Below are 16390 nucleotides of genomic sequence, written 5' to 3' on the forward strand. Positions count from 1 at the left end.
CCTAGCGTTTATTATAACAAACACAAAAAAAGCGCCTTTCGGCGCTTTTTAAATAAGTAGGTTAAATTACTTTTTATTCAACAGCTTGCTGAAGTTGTGGTAAGTTTAAATCTGCTTGCGCTTTTAATGCAGCAATAAAAACCATGTAGTTTTTGTTTACTTCACCCATGGTAATATTTTGCTTTTGTTGTGGATCTAGTTCACCTTCAAGCTTGGCATTAGTCACTGACTTAAGTGCAACAATAGCTGCGTCACCATTTTGCAGGGTTACTTTATCAACCACTGGCACGTCACTTGGATGAGCCATTTTAAAAGCATGCTGAACAATAGCTGGCGATACTGAGTAAGCTTCACGTGTAAGCGTAGCTTCTTGACGAACCGTCAGATTTTGCTCTGTAGCCACATCATTTAAGCTTTTCCCTGATTGGATTTGTGCAAATAACGTGGTGGCTTTTTCTTTTGTTAGCTCTGAAGCTTTTTGTGCAATTAAGGTCGCTTTAATTTGCTCGCTCACGGTAGCAAGCTCTTTAGTCGCGGCTGGCTTATATTCGTTAATGCGCACAACGACAACATGCTCGTCACCTATTTCTAGAACTTCTGAATTAAGACCATCTTCAAGTACATCTGGTGAGAAGATAGCCGAAGTCACTATTGGGTTACTCAATGGCTCAGGGAGTTCATTACGATTAACAAGCGCCGTGCTTTTCACTTCAACGCCTGCACCAATGGCAGCATCGTCTAGACTATCAGCTACTTCAAAAGCAAGTTCGCTCATTTCAGTTTGCTTGTCATAGAAAGCGTTAATTTTTTCAGTACGCTCAAGCTCAGCCCGAAGGTCAGCTTTTACCTCATCGTACGGTTTTACTTGCTCGCTTTGTAAGTCAGTTAACTTAATAATGTGATAACCAAACTCAGATTCAACCACGTCAGAGAAGTCACCTTTATTTGCAAGCGCAAAAGCGGCATCTTCAAATGCCGGGTCCATCATATCACGCTCAATCCAATCTAAGTCGCCACCCATTTCAGCGCTAACAATATCATCTGATGATGACTCAGCAAGCTCAGCAAAATCTGCGCCTTGTTGTAGTTGTGCTAGTAAATCGTCCGCTTTGGCTTTAGCCGCATCGTCGTCTTCACTGTTATCAACTAGGATATGCGCTACACGGCGCTTTTCAGATTCGACATACTGGGCATTATTTTGTTGATAATATGCTTTTACGTCATCTTCAGAGACGTTTGAATCAATTTCTAGGTTTGCAGCCTCAAGTTCAATATAGTTCACTGATATTTGCTCAGGAGCTAGAAACTGTGACGTGTTTAACTCGTAGTAATCAGCAATTTCTTGCTCAGTTACGTCAACTTCTGACTGCAATGATTCTTTACTTAAGACTAAATAATCAATTGCACGAGTTTGCTGCTGTAATGCAACGGTGTTCGCTACTTCATTTTCAAGCACAAAATCTGAACCAGCTACAGCCGATACCAATTGGCTGCGGGTCATTTCTTCGCGAAGATACTCACGAAATGCACTCGGCTGGAAATTCATTTGACGAATAACCTGTAAGTAACGATCGTTATTAAACTGGCCACCAATTTGAAAGTACGGTAATTCAAAAATAGCTTGCTTAACACTCTCGTCACTAACACGTAAGCCAAGCTCTTCTGCTAGTTGTGTTTGTAACTCTTGCTCGACTAAACGGTTAATCACGCCTTGACGAATTTGCGCCATGTAATTAGGATCGGCCGTAATTTGTGCAAAATATTCACCGAATTGTTGTTCTAATCGGCTACGTTCGTTTTGATATGCACGACTGAATTCGGTTTGGCTAATTTTAACTCCATTTACTTCAGCAACGGGCTGCTCTGTGGTTTGACCTAAATAACCACCGATCCCTGCTAAGGCAAAAGATAAAATCACCGCAGCCAAAATAATCTTTGCTATCGGTCCTTGCGAACCATCTCTGATTTTCTCAAGCATTTACTTATCTCTATTCTGTTCAAGGCAGAAATTACCTTGCCCATGTAAAAAAAGCGTATCTTACCAGATACGCTTTTTCACTTGAAGCAATTGGCAATATAAAACCCGCCAAGCTAACTTACTGTAAAGCAGTCTTAGCTATTACATGCATCTTTTAGCGCTTTACCCGCTTTAAAAGCTGGAATAGTAGCTGCTGCAATTTGAATTGTTTCGCCAGTTTGTGGGTTACGGCCTGAACGTGCTGCACGTTCACGTACTGAGAAAGTACCGAAACCAACAAGCGCTACTGGGTCGCCATCTTTTAGGGAACCTGATACAGACTCGATGAATGAATCTAGCGCTCGACCTGCAGCTGCTTTAGAAATATCAGCATCTGCTGCGATTTGATCGATTAATTGAGATTTATTCACAATATCATCCTCTTTCATTGTTATTATCAAGAGCGATTGTTTTTTAAATTAACATCACTGTTTTGAAAATTTAAGAGCAAACTAATTATGCTCAGACTATTTTATATTTCTTAAACCTAGGCCACATAAGGCCTAGGCTTGAAAACCAGTGCTTAACTTATCATACCAAACGGATTTGAAAAGCCCTTAAAAGCACTTTTTTCGGTTTTTTTACTGCTTTTTCTCTGTTTCGACTGAAAAACTCTCAACAGGGTGTACTAAAGCTAGTTTTAATACATCATCAATCCAAGTAACTGGGTGAATATCAAGGCCTTCCAGTACGTTTTCTGGGATCTCTTTTAAATCACGCTCGTTAATTTTTGGAATGATTACCGTTTTAATACCACCACGATGCGCAGCAAGTAACTTCTCTTTTAGACCACCAATAGGCAGTACTTCACCACGTAGTGTTATTTCACCCGTCATAGCCACATCAGCGCGTACAGGGTTACCCGTTAGACTCGACACTAAACCAGTTACCATAGCTGCACCCGCACTTGGGCCATCTTTAGGGGTTGCGCCTTCAGGTACGTGCACATGAATGTCACGCTTTTCATAAAAGTCACTGTTGATCCGAAATGCTTCAGCACGATTACGCACAACTGTCATAGCTGCTTGAATCGACTCCTGCATAACGTCCCCTAGTGAGCCGGTGTAACTTAGTTTACCTTTACCTGGCACAGCAGCTGATTCAATAGTCAGTAAGTCGCCACCCACTTCAGTCCATGCAAGTCCGGTTACTTGACCAATACGATTACCATCTTCTGCTTTACCATAGTCAAAACGTTGCACACCTAAAAACTCTTCAAGGTTATCTGCGTTGATGGTGACTGTTTTAGTGGCTTTATTAAGTAAGATATTTTTAACCGCTTTGCGACATAACTTAGATGCTTCACGCTCTAGATTACGCACCCCTGCTTCGCGAGTGTAATAACGAATAATGCCGATAATTGCACTATCCTCAATTACTACTTCTTTAACTTTCAAGCCGTTGCGTTTAATTTGCTTTGGAATCAAATGTTCTTTAGCAATGTTCAGCTTTTCATCTTCGGTATAGCCCGACAAACGAATAACTTCCATACGGTCTAGTAATGGCCCTGGGATATTAAAGCTGTTTGATGTCGCAACAAACATCACATCTGATAAATCATAATCAACTTCAAGATAATGATCAGCAAAACGATTATTTTGCTCAGGATCGAGCACCTCTAATAATGCAGATGCTGGATCGCCACGCATGTCTGCTGACATTTTATCAATTTCATCTAATAAGAATAATGGGTTTTTGACACCCACTTTAGTCATATTTTGAATTAGCTTACCTGGCATTGAACCAATATATGTACGACGATGGCCACGAATTTCAGCTTCATCACGTACGCCGCCAAGTGCCATACGTACATATTTACGCCCGGTTGAACGTGCAATTGATTGCCCCAACGAGGTTTTACCTACACCCGGAGGCCCAACCAAACATAAAATAGGACCTTTAAGTTTATTGGTACGTTGTTGTACCGCTAGATACTCAATAATACGTTCTTTTACTTTACCTAGACCGTGATGGTCACTATCTAGAATTTTTTGCGCGCCAGCTAAATCTTTTTTCACTTTAGAGCGCTTTTTCCACGGTACATTAATTAATGTATCAATGTACGAACGTACTACGGTGGCCTCTGCTGACATTGGCGACATCATTTTTAACTTTGCCAGCTCAGCATTAGCTTTTTCTGTCGCGTCATTTGACATGCCTGATTCTTCGATACGCTTTTTCAGTGCTTCAAATTCATCTGGTACATCATCAAGCTCACCGAGTTCTTTTTGGATAGCTTTCATTTGCTCGTTAAGATAATACTCGCGCTGGGATTTTTCCATCTGTTTCTTAACGCGGCTACGAATTTTTTTCTCAACTTGTAGTAAATCGATTTCACCTTCCATCAATGCCATTAAATACTCTAGACGTTCTGTTACATCCTGAATTTCGAGTACTTTTTGCTTCTCTGGCACTTTTAATGGCATATGTGCGGCCATGGTATCAGCAAGACGCGCAGCTTCATCAATGCCCGACACTGAGGTCAGCACTTCTGGCGGAATTTTTTTATTGAGTTTTACATAGCCTTCGAATTGACTAACAGCGCTGCGAATGAAGATATCTTGCTCTTTTTCGTCAATATCACCCGATTCAATAAACTGGGCATTGGCGACAAAGAATTCGTCATTATCAACAAAGCTTTCAAGCTTTGCACGCTGTGTACCTTCGACTAGTACTTTTACTGTGCCGTCAGGTAATTTAAGTAATTGAAGTACGGTTGCGATAGTACCAACACGATAAATATCATCTTGCTCAGGTTCGTCCACGGTTGCGTCTTTTTGCGCCACGAGGAAAATTTGTTTGTCTTTATCCATTGCCGCTTCAAGGCATTTTATTGATTTTTCGCGGCCAACAAAAAGCGGTATTACCATGTGTGGATAAACCACAACATCACGCAGTGCTAGCACCGGGATTTCAACTCGGTCTGTTCTCTCAAGCGTCATTATATTTTCTCTTCGCACTTCATTTATTTTAAAGATTACTAAAGTATATGGGGATAACCTAACTAAAGTTCAACAATTTAGGCTGACACGATTAAATAAATTATAAAAAAAGGAGCCTAAGGCTCCTTTTCGTTTACTTATCAATCAAACTTATTCTGATGCAGCTTTGTCTTGCTTGCTGTTATCATAAATCAGAATAGGATCTGACTCGCCTTTAATAACGGTCTCATCAATAACTACTTTGCTTACATTATCCATTGATGGCAGCTCGTACATGATTTCAAGCAATACACCTTCAACAATAGATCGTAAACCACGAGCTCCTGCTTTACGCTCCATTGCTTTGTGCGCAATCGCGCTTAAGGCATCTTCGCGGAACTCAAGCTCAACTTCTTCCATATCAAACAATGCAGAGAACTGCTTAGTGATGGCGTTTTTAGGCTCACTTAAAATTTGAATAAGTGCAGATTCATCAAGCTCCGTTAACGTTGCAACTACGGGAAGACGGCCAATAAACTCTGGAATAAGACCATACTTGACTAAATCTTCTGGCTCAACACTTTTAAATGTATCACTCAACGAACGTGAACCTGACGATTCTTTAACGCTTGCGCCAAAACCTATGCCAGTATTTTTATGGCTGCGTTGTTCAATGACTTTATCTAGCCCAGAAAATGCACCGCCACAAATAAACAGTATTTTAGACGTATCTACTTGTAAAAACTCTTGTTGCGGATGTTTTCGGCCACCTTGCGGTGGAACCGATGCAACAGTACCTTCAATCAGTTTAAGGAGTGCTTGTTGCACACCCTCACCTGATACGTCACGGGTAATCGATGGGTTATCTGATTTACGTGAAATTTTGTCAATTTCATCAATGTAAACAATACCACGCTGGGCTTTTTCTACATCGTAGTCGCATTTTTGTAATAGCTTTTGTATGATATTTTCAACATCTTCCCCTACATAACCAGCTTCAGTTAAGGTGGTGGCATCGGCCATAGTAAAAGGTACATCAAGTAAACGCGCCATGGTTTCTGCAAGTAATGTTTTACCGCTACCAGTGGGGCCGATCAGCAAGATATTACTTTTACCTAATTCTATGTCTGGGTTTTTCTCTTGATTGCGTAGACGTTTGTAGTGATTGTAAACTGCAACCGACAATACTTTTTTAGCGTGTTCCTGACCAATAACGTAATCATCAAGATGATTACGAATTTCTTTTGGTACCGGCAATTTATCATAAGCATTGTGTTTAGGCGCAATGTCTTTGATTTCTTCCCTGATAATATCGTTACACAACTCAACACATTCATCACAAACGTACACTGAAGGACCGGCAATTAATTTACGGACTTCGTGCTGGCTTTTGCCACAAAAAGAGCAGTACAACAACTTATTACTTTTGTCGGAGTCTGTAGGAGTGTCAGACATTCAGCTACCTCATCTCTATACGTTGGCTGCCAAACTATTTAGCAGCTGTTTCAATACTATTACTATACCAAAATTTATTGCTTTTGGCACAGTGATAACCCAAGCACGCATCTGCAATAACTCGGGTTAAACATAACAATAGCTTAATTACTTACCGCGATTGGTAAATACTGAGTCTACAATACCGTAGTCAACCGCTTGGCTGGCACTCATAAAGTTATCACGGTCAGTATCACGCGATACCACATCTAATGGTTGACCTGTATGGTCAGCCATTAAACGGTTTAACTTGTCTTTAATAGACAAGATTTCTTTAGCATGTATTTCAAAATCAGATGCTTGGCCTTGGAAACCACCTAATGGTTGGTGGATCATCACACGCGAATTAGGTAAACAGTAACGCTTACCTTTAGCACCAGCTGATAATAAAAATGCCCCCATGCTAGCCGCTTGGCCAACACAAATTGTGCTTACATCAGGTTTAATAAAATTCATGGTATCGTAAATAGCCATACCCGCAGTTACAGAGCCACCCGGTGAATTGACATATAAAAAGATATCTTTATCTGGGTTTTCTGATTCTAAAAATAGCATTTGCGCTAAAATCAGATTTGCCATGTTGTCTTCAACTTGGCCGGTTAAGAAAATAATCCGTTCTTTTAATAGTCTCGAGTAAATATCATACGAGCGCTCGCCTTTTGCTGATTGTTCAACAACCATAGGGACTAATGCATTTAGAGGATCTGTAATACCAGTATTCATACTTATTTAATTCCTTATGCGCTTATCCTTGTAACCAGGAAGCATAGTTATACCAATTGCATTGAGTTAGAGAACGATTAAGCTCACTAAAATGATCATGTTTTTCATATAATTGGTATTATAATTTGGGTGAAAATCGAATGCCATAAACTAAAATGGCTCGAGCACACTGCATAATACAGAGTAACACGAGCCATTTAATCGTTAGCGAGGACTTAAGTCAATGACTTATTAAGCACCTTGCTGTGGATTCATGATGTCATCAAATGCTTTTTCAACGTCAGTCACGGTTGCTTCAGCTAAAATAGCTTCAACAGCTTGCTCTTCCATTGCTACATTACGCATTTGCTGCATTAGTTGATCATTTGCTTTGTAGTATTCTACTACTTCAGTTGGATCTTCATATGCAGAAGCTACATTTGCAATTAATGCTTCAACTTTTTCATCATCAACTTTAATGTCGTTCGCTTTAATAACTTCACCTAATAAAAGGCCAGTTTTAACACGTGTTACAGCTTGTTCGTGGAACAATTCTGCTGGAAGCTCAGGCATGTTTTTAGCGTCGCCGCCAAAACGTTGTGCAGCTTGTTCTCGAAGCGCTTCGATTTCTTGATCGATAAGTCCTTTTGGAACTTCAACGTCGTTGTTTTCAAGTAAGCCTTTAACCGCTTGATCTTTAACATTAGCTTTAACCGCTTGATCAAGCTCACGAGACATGTTTTTCTTCACTTCTTCTTTAAGTGCGTCAACGCCACCTTCGGTAACACCGAATTTAGTTGCGAACTCTTCAGATAGCTCAGGTAACTCTTGCGTTTCAACTTTCTTCACAGTGATTACGAATTTTACAGCTTTACCTTTAAGGTTTTCAGCATGGTAATCATCAGGGAAGTTTACGTCTGCAACCACTTCTTCACCGGCTTTTTTGCCAACGATATTATCTTCAAAACCTGGGATCATACGACCTTGACCAAGCTCTAGAGGGAAATCTTCAGCTTGACCGCCTTCGAACTCTTCACCATCGATAGTACCGATGAAATCAACAGTTGCGCGGTCATTTTCGCCCGCTGCTGCATCTACTTCAGTCCATGATGCATGTTGCTTACGAAGCGTTTCAAGCATATTTGCTAGGTCTTCGTCAGTTACAGCTACAGCTGGTTTTTCTACAGTAACTTTATCTAAACCTTGAACTTCAACTTCAGGGTAAACTTCGAATGTCGCTGAGAACTCTAAATCTTTACCTGCTTCAAGAGACTTAGGTGCAAATGATGGTGCGCCAGCAGGGTTAATTTTTTCAGCAACAATTGCATCAATATAGTTGCGTTGCATTAATTCACCAGCAACTTCTTGACGAACTGCGCCACCGTAACGTTTGTTAATTACTGATGTTGGTACTTTACCAGGACGGAAACCATCAATACGCTGGGTTTTAGACAGTTGTTGTAAGCGTTTTTTTACTTCGGTCTCAACGTTCTCTGCAGGAACGGTGATGGTCAGACGGCGCTCAAGGCCTTGAGTCGTCTCAACAGAAACTTGCATGATTTACCTCAATCTTCAATTTTGGCGACTGTTCGCCTTCCTTACACACAAGGTGATCTCGATGAGCTTGCAAGTGTTAAGTCATAGTTGATGACTTAACAACCTGTTTAATACCATGAGATACCATTGCTGCTCTGCCCTACGGGCACTATATTAAACAATAGACGCGGCATTATAACCTAATATTTATGATAGTCGAGTCTAGGGGGCAATTATTTGGCTAGATCACGCATTATACAAGATAAATGGTTAAGAAGTAAGCGTTTTGATTAGCAAGTTAGCACAAAGAGAATTCTTTAGTGATTAAAATAAGAAAGTTTACTTTGATTTATTATTATACATTTTAAAAAGGTGCTCGCCGATGCAGGATTTGAACCTGAGACTGCATGGGATATACCCAAACCAAATGACACAAAATTGGAGTTTTAAAAGTGGTCGGCGATGCAGGATTTGAACCTGCGACCCCTTGGACCCAAACCAAGTGCGCTACCAAACTGCGCTAATCGCCGATATTGAAGTGCTAAACTTCTTTTTTCATATTAAATACTCAAACTGGGAGTTTAAGACCACTTCAAAAGAGAAAGTGGTCGGCGATGCAGGATTTGAACCTGCGACCCCTTGGACCCAAACCAAGTGCGCTACCAAACTGCGCTAATCGCCGATATTTTTTGTAAATTGGGGTGACTGATGGGGCTCGAACCCACGACAACCGGAATCACAATCCGGGGCTCTACCAACTGAGCTACAATCACCACGGCATTACATTGTTTTCAAAATGGTGCACCCAGAAGGATTCGAACCTTCGACCGACGCCTTAGAAGGGCGTTGCTCTATCCAGCTGAGCTATGGGCGCATCGAAAACTTCATAGCGAACCAATAAGCTACTTTAATTAAAAAGTGGTCGGCGATGCAGGATTTGAACCTGCGACCCCTTGGACCCAAACCAAGTGCGCTACCAAACTGCGCTAATCGCCGATGCTTATTATTGCTAGCGAGTGACCTCGTTAACAACGGGGTGCATAATAGTGATTTGGCTGGGTCAGGTCAAACCTTTTTTTAAGAAAATAAATCAATCGGTCATTTTTAGTTCATAATGGTTAAATAATGAGAATGTAAGCTAAAATTCAAACTCTTTTTTAGAAATCCACACTTTATATAAGATTGCATCTTGGCGCTATGCTGCTTTTCTGCGAAAATAGTAATGTATATTAAAAACGAGAAGTAAAGACCATGTTCTTTGTTAGCATTATTACCCCAATTTCTATATGCATTCGTTTTTTAAAGTATCGTTAACTAACCCCAACTAAAGGTCACCCATGACGGCAAACATCATCGATGGTAAGGCAATAGCTAAGCAAGTACGCAGTACGGTTGCACAAAAAGTATCACAGCGCGTAGCTCAAGGATTAAGAGCACCAGGCCTTGCCGTAGTTCTAGTAGGACAAGATCCCGCAAGCCAAGTCTATGTAGGCTCAAAACGAAAAGCGTGTGAAGAAGTCGGCTTTATATCTAAATCATTTGATTTACCAAACACAGCAACCGAAGAACAGCTACTAACTTTAATTGATGAACTAAACCAAGACCAAGAAGTCGACGGTATTTTAGTACAGTTACCCTTGCCTAAACGGCTTGACGCTGAAAAAATTCTTGAGCGCATTACCCCGCATAAAGATGTCGATGGCTTTCACCCATATAACATTGGCCGCTTAGCACAACGTATGCCAGCACTTCGCCCTTGTACACCCAAAGGTATAATTACCTTACTTGATTCTACAGGTGTACGTTATAAAGGCATGCATGCGGTTGTAGTCGGTGCATCAAACATTGTTGGTCGCCCGATGTCACTCGAGCTATTACTCGCCGGCTGCACAACAACCGTATGTCATAAATTTACTCAAGATTTAGAAACCCATGTACGCCGCGCTGATTTATTGGTTGTTGCCGTTGGTAAACCTAAATTTATCCCCGGCGATTGGGTTAAAGAAGGCGCTATTGTTATTGATGTGGGTATTAACCGCCTCGATACAGGAAAATTAGTGGGTGACGTTGAATATAGTGTGGCAGAGCAAAAAGCGCACTTTATTACCCCCGTCCCTGGTGGTGTCGGCCCAATGACAGTGGCAAGCTTAATTGAAAACACCTTAGAAGCATGTGAAAAATACCACAGTTAATTTTTGAGGTTTTACTTTCAGTTTTTACTAAAAGCCAGCTTAAACGCTGGCCTTTTTTGTTGCGACTCTTTGTTTAATCAATTTTAGCCCTTGTGGTAACACAGAAAAGAAAATCATTAATACCATTACAGTATATTGCCACCTGTCGTAGTGCTCATTAAGTAAGACTACAGCGCAAATAATCCCCGCGATAGGGTTAGCAATGGTCCCAAAGGTAAACTCAACCACAGTCATACGCCCAAGTAACCAAACATAAAGTGTATAAGCAATAGCAGTATTAGGGACGACTAACCAAAATAATACAAACCACTGAATGGGTGTGAATGCCATTTTTAATACTTGATATGCTTGTGGCTCTATATAATAGGCTTGAATTAGGGCGCCAAATGTTAATAGTGCGCCACCAATCATCAACTGCCAAGTTAATACTGTCCACCAATGAATATGCACAGTCACTTTTTGTACCAATGAACTCCCAATAACAATCGTCAATAATGCTCCGATCAGCGCAGCTATTCCTAATAAGTTTAGCGTTACATGTTGTGGATCAAATAACCGCCAAGCCAATACTATTAAAATCAGCGCACAAAAAAATTGCACAAGCGCTGGTTTCTGCCCTTTAAATAACCATGCATAAAGTAATGCAACCACTGGCACTGACACCATACCTACACCGGCAATTGCGGCTGGTAAATTAATCGCCATAACAAAAATAAAACTAAAAAACAGGGCTATATTCACCATTGCCAGCAGTATTAATCCACGCCATTGTTTTGCGCGTGGCAATGAAGGTTTAACCAGCAATAATACAATACCTGCCGGCAGTGCGCGTATTGCGCCAAGTAATATTGGCGGCCAGTCAGGCGCAGCATATTTTGTCACAGCGTACGTTGTACCCCATAAAAAAGCAGGGATCATTGCAAGTAAAATATTCATTTCGCTCCTTTTAAACTGTTATGAGGCAGAAGGATAAAACCTAAAGTAAGGGTTAGGTCAATATAAAAAATAAAAAAGGCTGCCACGTCGGCAACCTTTTTAAAAATATGAAACTTTGCTCTAAAAGCTATTTATTATGCTTTACGCCATGTGGTTTTACCTGCAGAGTCTTCCAAAATCACACCTAAGGCATTAAGTGCATCACGGGCCTCATCAGCGGCCCCCCAGTCTTTACCAGCACGAGCCTCGTTACGCTTTACGATTAAGGCTTCAATTTCTGCGACTTCATTATCAGTCTGCCCACCTTGTAAAAAAGTGTCAGGTACTTGCTGCGCCACACCTAATACTTCACCAATACTACGTAAAATATACGCTAACTGACCTGCTTGAACGGCATTAATTTCTTTAACACGGTTTAACTCTTTTGCCAGTTCAAACAATACAGGCAGTGCCTCAGGTGTATTAAAGTCATCGTTCATAGCTTTTCTGAACTTAGCCACATATTCATTGCCTTCAAGCTCACACGCTATAGGCTCAACACCACGAAGCGCAGTATAGATACGTTCAAGTGAAGAACGTGCTTGGTCTAAATTCTCTTGTGAGTAATTTAGCTGGCTACGGTAATGGCCGGAAATTAAAAAGTATCGCACTGATTCAGCATCATAAGCTTTAAGCACTTCACGTACGGTAAAAAAATTATCTAATGACTTCGACATCTTTTCTTTGTTTACTTGTACCATACCGGTGTGGATCCACGTATTTACGTAGTTACCACTATTTGCGCAGCATGACTGGGCAATTTCATTTTCATGGTGTGGAAACTGTAAATCTGAGCCGCCGCCATGAATATCAAAATGCTCACCTAAGTGCTTTGAACTCATCGCTGAACATTCAATATGCCAACCCGGGCGTCCTTCTCCCCATGGCGATGGCCACGATGGCTCACCCGTTTTGGCTTTTTTCCATAGCACAAAATCAAGTGGATCTTCTTTATCTTGAGCCACCTCAACGCGAGAGCCTGATTGCAACATAGTTAAATCTTGCTGCGAAAGTGCACCATATTGCTTAAAGGTTGAGACATCAAACAATACATCGCCATCTGCGGCAACATAAGCATGGCCTTTTGCAACTAACCGCTCAACCATCGCTATAATTTCTGGCATATGGTTAGTCACTGTTGGCTCAATATCTGGACGCAACATATTTAAATTATCAAAGTCCTCATGCATCGCTTTAGTCATACGAAGCGTCAACTCATTGATCGTTTCGCCATTTTCACTAGCGCGTTGGATAATTTTATCGTCGACATCAGTGATATTACGCACATAGTTTAGGTCATAACCGATATGGCGAAGGTAGCGAACGATAACATCAAACCCCACAAACGTACGGGCATGGCCAATATGACAATAATCATAAATGGTGATACCACACACATACATGCCGATTTTGCCATCGACCATAGGTTTAAACTGTTCTTTTTGTCGTGTAAGTGTGTTGTAAATGTGTACCATTTATTAAATATCCTTGACTGTTTTCGTGGATCACTATGTTACCACTTGCAAAGCCCCTGCTCTAGCGCTTTGTCAAACTAGTTTTAATCAATATCCGCTTTGTTAATCTTAGCCAACTACTATAAAATAGCGCCATTATTAAACCAGAAAATAGGAAACCTCATGGTTGTTCTACACACAAACTTTGGTGACATCACCATCAAAATGCACGACAGCGAAGTACCAAACACAGTTAAAAACTTTTTACAGTATGCAAATGCAGGTTTTTATGACGGTACTATATTTCACCGTGTAATTGACGGTTTTATGGTCCAAGGCGGTGGTTTTGAATCAGGTATGGAACAGAAAGAAGTTCATGACCCTATACAAAACGAAGCAAACAACGCCCTTGCTAATAAAGTAGGCACGCTTGCTATGGCCCGTACTCCGGATCCTCATTCAGCAACAGCGCAGTTTTTCATTAACGTGAACGACAATGACTTTTTAAACTTCACCAGCGAAACATCACAAGGTTGGGGTTACTGTGTATTTGCTGAAGTCGTTGAAGGCATGGACGTTGTAAATAAAATTAAGGGTGTTGCAACTGGTAGCGCTGGTTTTCACCAAGACGTACCTCTTGACGATGTAAAAATCGAAAAAGTAACTGTAAGCTAAGTTAGTTTTATATTTAAAGGCGGGTAAATTTATCCGCTTTTTAATTTTAGTGTTAACCACGAGTCATCATGCGCCAAACATACTTTATTGCCGATTTACATTTAAGCGAAAACCGCCCAGATATTAGCGCGGCCTTTTATGCATTTTTAAACACTAAAATAATCAACCAACCAGTTGATGCGCTTTATATTCTGGGTGACTTTTTTGAAGTATGGGTAGGCGATGACTTTATCACCGAGTTATCAGCAAGCGTAGCGAAACACTTAAAAGCAGTGAGTGATAGTGGTATTCCCGTTTATTTCATCCATGGTAATCGCGACTTTATAATACGTGATAAATACGCATCGCAAGCCGGTATGACATTACTACCTGAGCAATATGTAATTGATTTATACGGCACACCTACGGTCATTTTACATGGCGACGAAATGTGTACTCAAGATATTGAATATCAACAATTTCGTAAAAAGAGTCGAGGTTGGTGGTGGCCTAAACTTATGCTTGCATTACCGCTTTGGTATCGTCGTAGTTTAGCCCGTAAAATACGCGAAAAAAGTAAAATGAATCAAGCCAGTAAAGCACTAGATATTTTAGATGTGACTGAACAAGCTGTACTTAATATGTTCAAAGCCCATAAAGTCACCAATATGATCCATGGGCACACTCACCGCCCTAATGTGCATAAATATCAAGTAGCAGATAAAACACTCACCCGTACCGTACTTGGTGATTGGTACGAACAAGGCTCATATTTAGTCGTTGATGAAAACGGCCAAACGCTTAATAACACACCTCTTGCATCAAAAATGAACACGAAGTAATAACGACGGTTATTCAGCGCTTGGTACACCCGAATGAAACTTAAAATCAGTATCTGGCGTTGCAATCAATTCGGCTTCAATATTACCAAAAAACTGCACGCGCTCAGTGATATCAAAACCACTAATCTCTTGTGCCAAAGCTAAGTAATCTTGGTAATGACGTGCTTCTGAACGCAGCAGTGAAATATAAAAATCACCTAGCCGTTTATCTAAATACGGTGCAAGCTTTGCAAAGCGTTCGCACGAGCGAGCTTCGATGTAAGCGCCCACTATGAGCTTATCAACTAATGCATCTGGCTCAAAGGTTTTCACGTGGCGTAACATGCCTTTAGCGTAACGACACGGAGTAATACTTTGATACTCAACACCGTACTCATCCATAATTTCGAGCACTTGATAAAAATGATGTAGTTCTTCTTTAATTAACATCACCATTTTATCAATTAGCTCTTGCCCATATGGCGAGTTTGATTTTGGAATGATTGACTTGGTAAGTTTATTTTTAGCTGCTAGGTCGCGCCAATTGCCTTCGCGTTTATAAATAAGCGTTTCAAACGGTTTAAGCCACTCAAGTAACGCATCACTACTTTCTTTATCAACCGCATATTTGCGAATTAAAAACATCGCCGATTGGGCTGCTTTAAGCTCACAAATCAGGTGATCAATCAGTAGTACTTTTAAATTTTCTTTTTTAATGGCTTCGTCAATCCACGCATCAGGAGTTGAGCAATTTAAAAAAGTGTTGATTGGTTTTAAAAGGTGGTTATAAGGCACTGGGATAACTCATGCTAAATAATTTTTGGTATATCGTATATTTTACCACGAAATAAGCCCATTAAAGCTACAAAGTGTATGAAATTTGATATTTAACTACTTGCTGGCGCCTTGACAAGCAAAAAATACTAAACCATAACTTAGTAAGCTGTATAAAAATAAATCATTAAAACAGTTAATACAACCTTTTATGGGGCACTAATTATGATACTAAATCACCTATGGGGCATTTATGCCCATCCGCTCGAAGAGTGGCAAACGATTGATAACCGCCACGAAAGCCTAGCGTATAGCTTATCGCACATAATGCTTATTGCACTATTTCCTTGTGTAATGGGGTATTATTCATCAGTCTATTTAGGCTGGAGCATTGGTACAGGTAACCCGGTATTTTTAACCCATGAAAGCGCCCTCTTCATTGCAGCCGCAATGTATATTGCACTTATTGCAGGGGTGTTTGCGCTGGCTTACTTAGCGCATTGGATGGCTGTTACGTTTGGTGCAGAGCCTACTTTTACACAAACGTTGGAGTTAGCCGCTTATACTTCGACCCCAGTGTTTATGTCAGCGTTAGCAGCATTTTGGCCTGAGCTTTGGCTTTTAGTGTGTGCGGGTATAGTGGCACTCGCTTACTCTGTGTATTTGCTTTATACAGGTGTGCCTATCTTAATGCATATTCCACAAGAACGAGGATTTATTTACTCAAGCTCTGTGGTTACTTGTGGACTGATTTTATTGGTGATCATTTTAGCTGTCACAGCAATGCTTTGGACCAATGGCATTGTCAGCCCAATGTTTACTTAATTAATAAATTAGTTTAAATATAGGC

Annotated in this window: 13 protein-coding genes and 5 tRNA genes; 4 read left to right on the forward strand and 14 right to left on the reverse strand. The window is 40.6% G+C overall.

Annotated elements, in window-relative coordinates; translation table 11 throughout:
- Window positions 1-73: 73 nt before the first annotated feature.
- The 11 genes from ppiD to ACT3RM_RS08215 all read right to left on the reverse strand — a co-directional run bounded on the left by ppiD (window position 74) and on the right by ACT3RM_RS08215 (window position 9666).
- A complete protein-coding gene (ppiD, locus tag ACT3RM_RS08165) occupies window positions 74-1978 on the reverse strand; it encodes a peptidylprolyl isomerase (protein WP_441835658.1) in 1905 nt (634 codons plus the stop codon).
- 134 nt (window positions 1979-2112) lie between these two features.
- Window positions 2113-2415, reverse strand: coding sequence for an HU family DNA-binding protein (locus ACT3RM_RS08170; protein ID WP_441835660.1), 303 nt, complete (start codon window positions 2413-2415; stop codon window positions 2113-2115).
- A 183-nt stretch (window positions 2416-2598) separates the two neighbouring features.
- Window positions 2599-4959, reverse strand: coding sequence for an endopeptidase La (gene lon, locus ACT3RM_RS08175; RefSeq protein ID WP_441835657.1), 2361 nt, complete (start codon window positions 4957-4959; stop codon window positions 2599-2601).
- A gap of 150 nt (window positions 4960-5109) precedes the next feature.
- A complete protein-coding gene (gene clpX / locus ACT3RM_RS08180) occupies window positions 5110-6393 on the reverse strand; it encodes an ATP-dependent protease ATP-binding subunit ClpX (RefSeq protein WP_441835656.1) in 1284 nt (427 codons plus the stop codon).
- Between the two features lie 147 nt (window positions 6394-6540).
- Window positions 6541-7155 (reverse strand): ATP-dependent Clp endopeptidase proteolytic subunit ClpP, encoded by a 615-nt coding sequence (gene clpP, locus ACT3RM_RS08185; RefSeq protein WP_441835655.1) that lies wholly within the window; start codon window positions 7153-7155, stop codon window positions 6541-6543.
- A gap of 231 nt (window positions 7156-7386) precedes the next feature.
- Window positions 7387-8691 carry a trigger factor gene (gene tig, locus ACT3RM_RS08190; protein ID WP_441992939.1) on the reverse strand — a complete coding sequence of 435 codons (1305 nt, stop codon included), beginning with the start codon at window positions 8689-8691 and terminating at the stop codon, window positions 7387-7389.
- A gap of 432 nt (window positions 8692-9123) precedes the next feature.
- Window positions 9124-9200 (reverse strand) — tRNA-Pro (locus tag ACT3RM_RS08195).
- A gap of 75 nt (window positions 9201-9275) precedes the next feature.
- Window positions 9276-9352 (reverse strand) — tRNA-Pro (locus ACT3RM_RS08200).
- A 15-nt stretch (window positions 9353-9367) separates the two neighbouring features.
- A tRNA-His gene (locus ACT3RM_RS08205) sits at window positions 9368-9443 on the reverse strand.
- Window positions 9444-9467: 24 nt separating this feature from the next.
- Window positions 9468-9544: transfer RNA gene (locus ACT3RM_RS08210), tRNA-Arg, on the reverse strand.
- Between the two features lie 45 nt (window positions 9545-9589).
- Window positions 9590-9666, reverse strand: a tRNA-Pro gene (locus tag ACT3RM_RS08215).
- Between the two features lie 341 nt (window positions 9667-10007).
- On the opposite strand from ACT3RM_RS08215, the gene folD reads away from it, so the two are divergent.
- Entirely contained in the window at window positions 10008-10862 is an 855-nt protein-coding gene (gene folD / locus ACT3RM_RS08220) for a bifunctional methylenetetrahydrofolate dehydrogenase/methenyltetrahydrofolate cyclohydrolase FolD (RefSeq protein WP_441835653.1), read from the forward strand.
- 39 nt (window positions 10863-10901) lie between these two features.
- Here folD and ACT3RM_RS08225 read toward each other — a convergent pair whose 3' ends face one another.
- Both ACT3RM_RS08225 and cysS read right to left on the reverse strand, forming a co-directional pair.
- Entirely contained in the window at window positions 10902-11798 is an 897-nt protein-coding gene (locus ACT3RM_RS08225) for a DMT family transporter (RefSeq protein WP_441835652.1), read from the reverse strand.
- A gap of 134 nt (window positions 11799-11932) precedes the next feature.
- Window positions 11933-13312: a cysteine--tRNA ligase gene (gene cysS / locus ACT3RM_RS08230; RefSeq protein ID WP_441835651.1), complete on the reverse strand. Its 1380-nt coding sequence runs from the start codon at window positions 13310-13312 to the stop codon at window positions 11933-11935.
- 162 nt (window positions 13313-13474) lie between these two features.
- Between cysS and ACT3RM_RS08235 the strand changes: the two genes are divergently transcribed.
- On the forward strand, window positions 13475-13966 hold the full coding sequence (locus ACT3RM_RS08235; protein WP_441835650.1) for a peptidylprolyl isomerase: 492 nt from the start codon (window positions 13475-13477) through the stop codon (window positions 13964-13966).
- Window positions 13967-14031: 65 nt separating this feature from the next.
- Window positions 14032-14787: a UDP-2,3-diacylglucosamine diphosphatase gene (locus tag ACT3RM_RS08240; protein WP_441835659.1), complete on the forward strand. Its 756-nt coding sequence runs from the start codon at window positions 14032-14034 to the stop codon at window positions 14785-14787.
- A 9-nt stretch (window positions 14788-14796) separates the two neighbouring features.
- Here the strand turns inward: ACT3RM_RS08240 and miaE are convergent, their stop codons facing one another.
- Entirely contained in the window at window positions 14797-15561 is a 765-nt protein-coding gene (gene miaE, locus ACT3RM_RS08245; protein WP_441835649.1) for a tRNA isopentenyl-2-thiomethyl-A-37 hydroxylase MiaE, read from the reverse strand.
- Between the two features lie 204 nt (window positions 15562-15765).
- Between miaE and ACT3RM_RS08250 the strand changes: the two genes are divergently transcribed.
- Complete coding sequence (locus ACT3RM_RS08250; RefSeq protein ID WP_441835648.1) at window positions 15766-16365, forward strand: Yip1 family protein; 600 nt, start codon at window positions 15766-15768, stop codon at window positions 16363-16365.
- Window positions 16366-16390: the final 25 nt, after the last annotated feature.

The sequence above is a fragment of the Pseudoalteromonas sp. AOP7-A1-14 genome, from assembly GCF_052376275.1.
Lineage (GTDB): Bacteria > Pseudomonadota > Gammaproteobacteria > Enterobacterales > Alteromonadaceae > Pseudoalteromonas.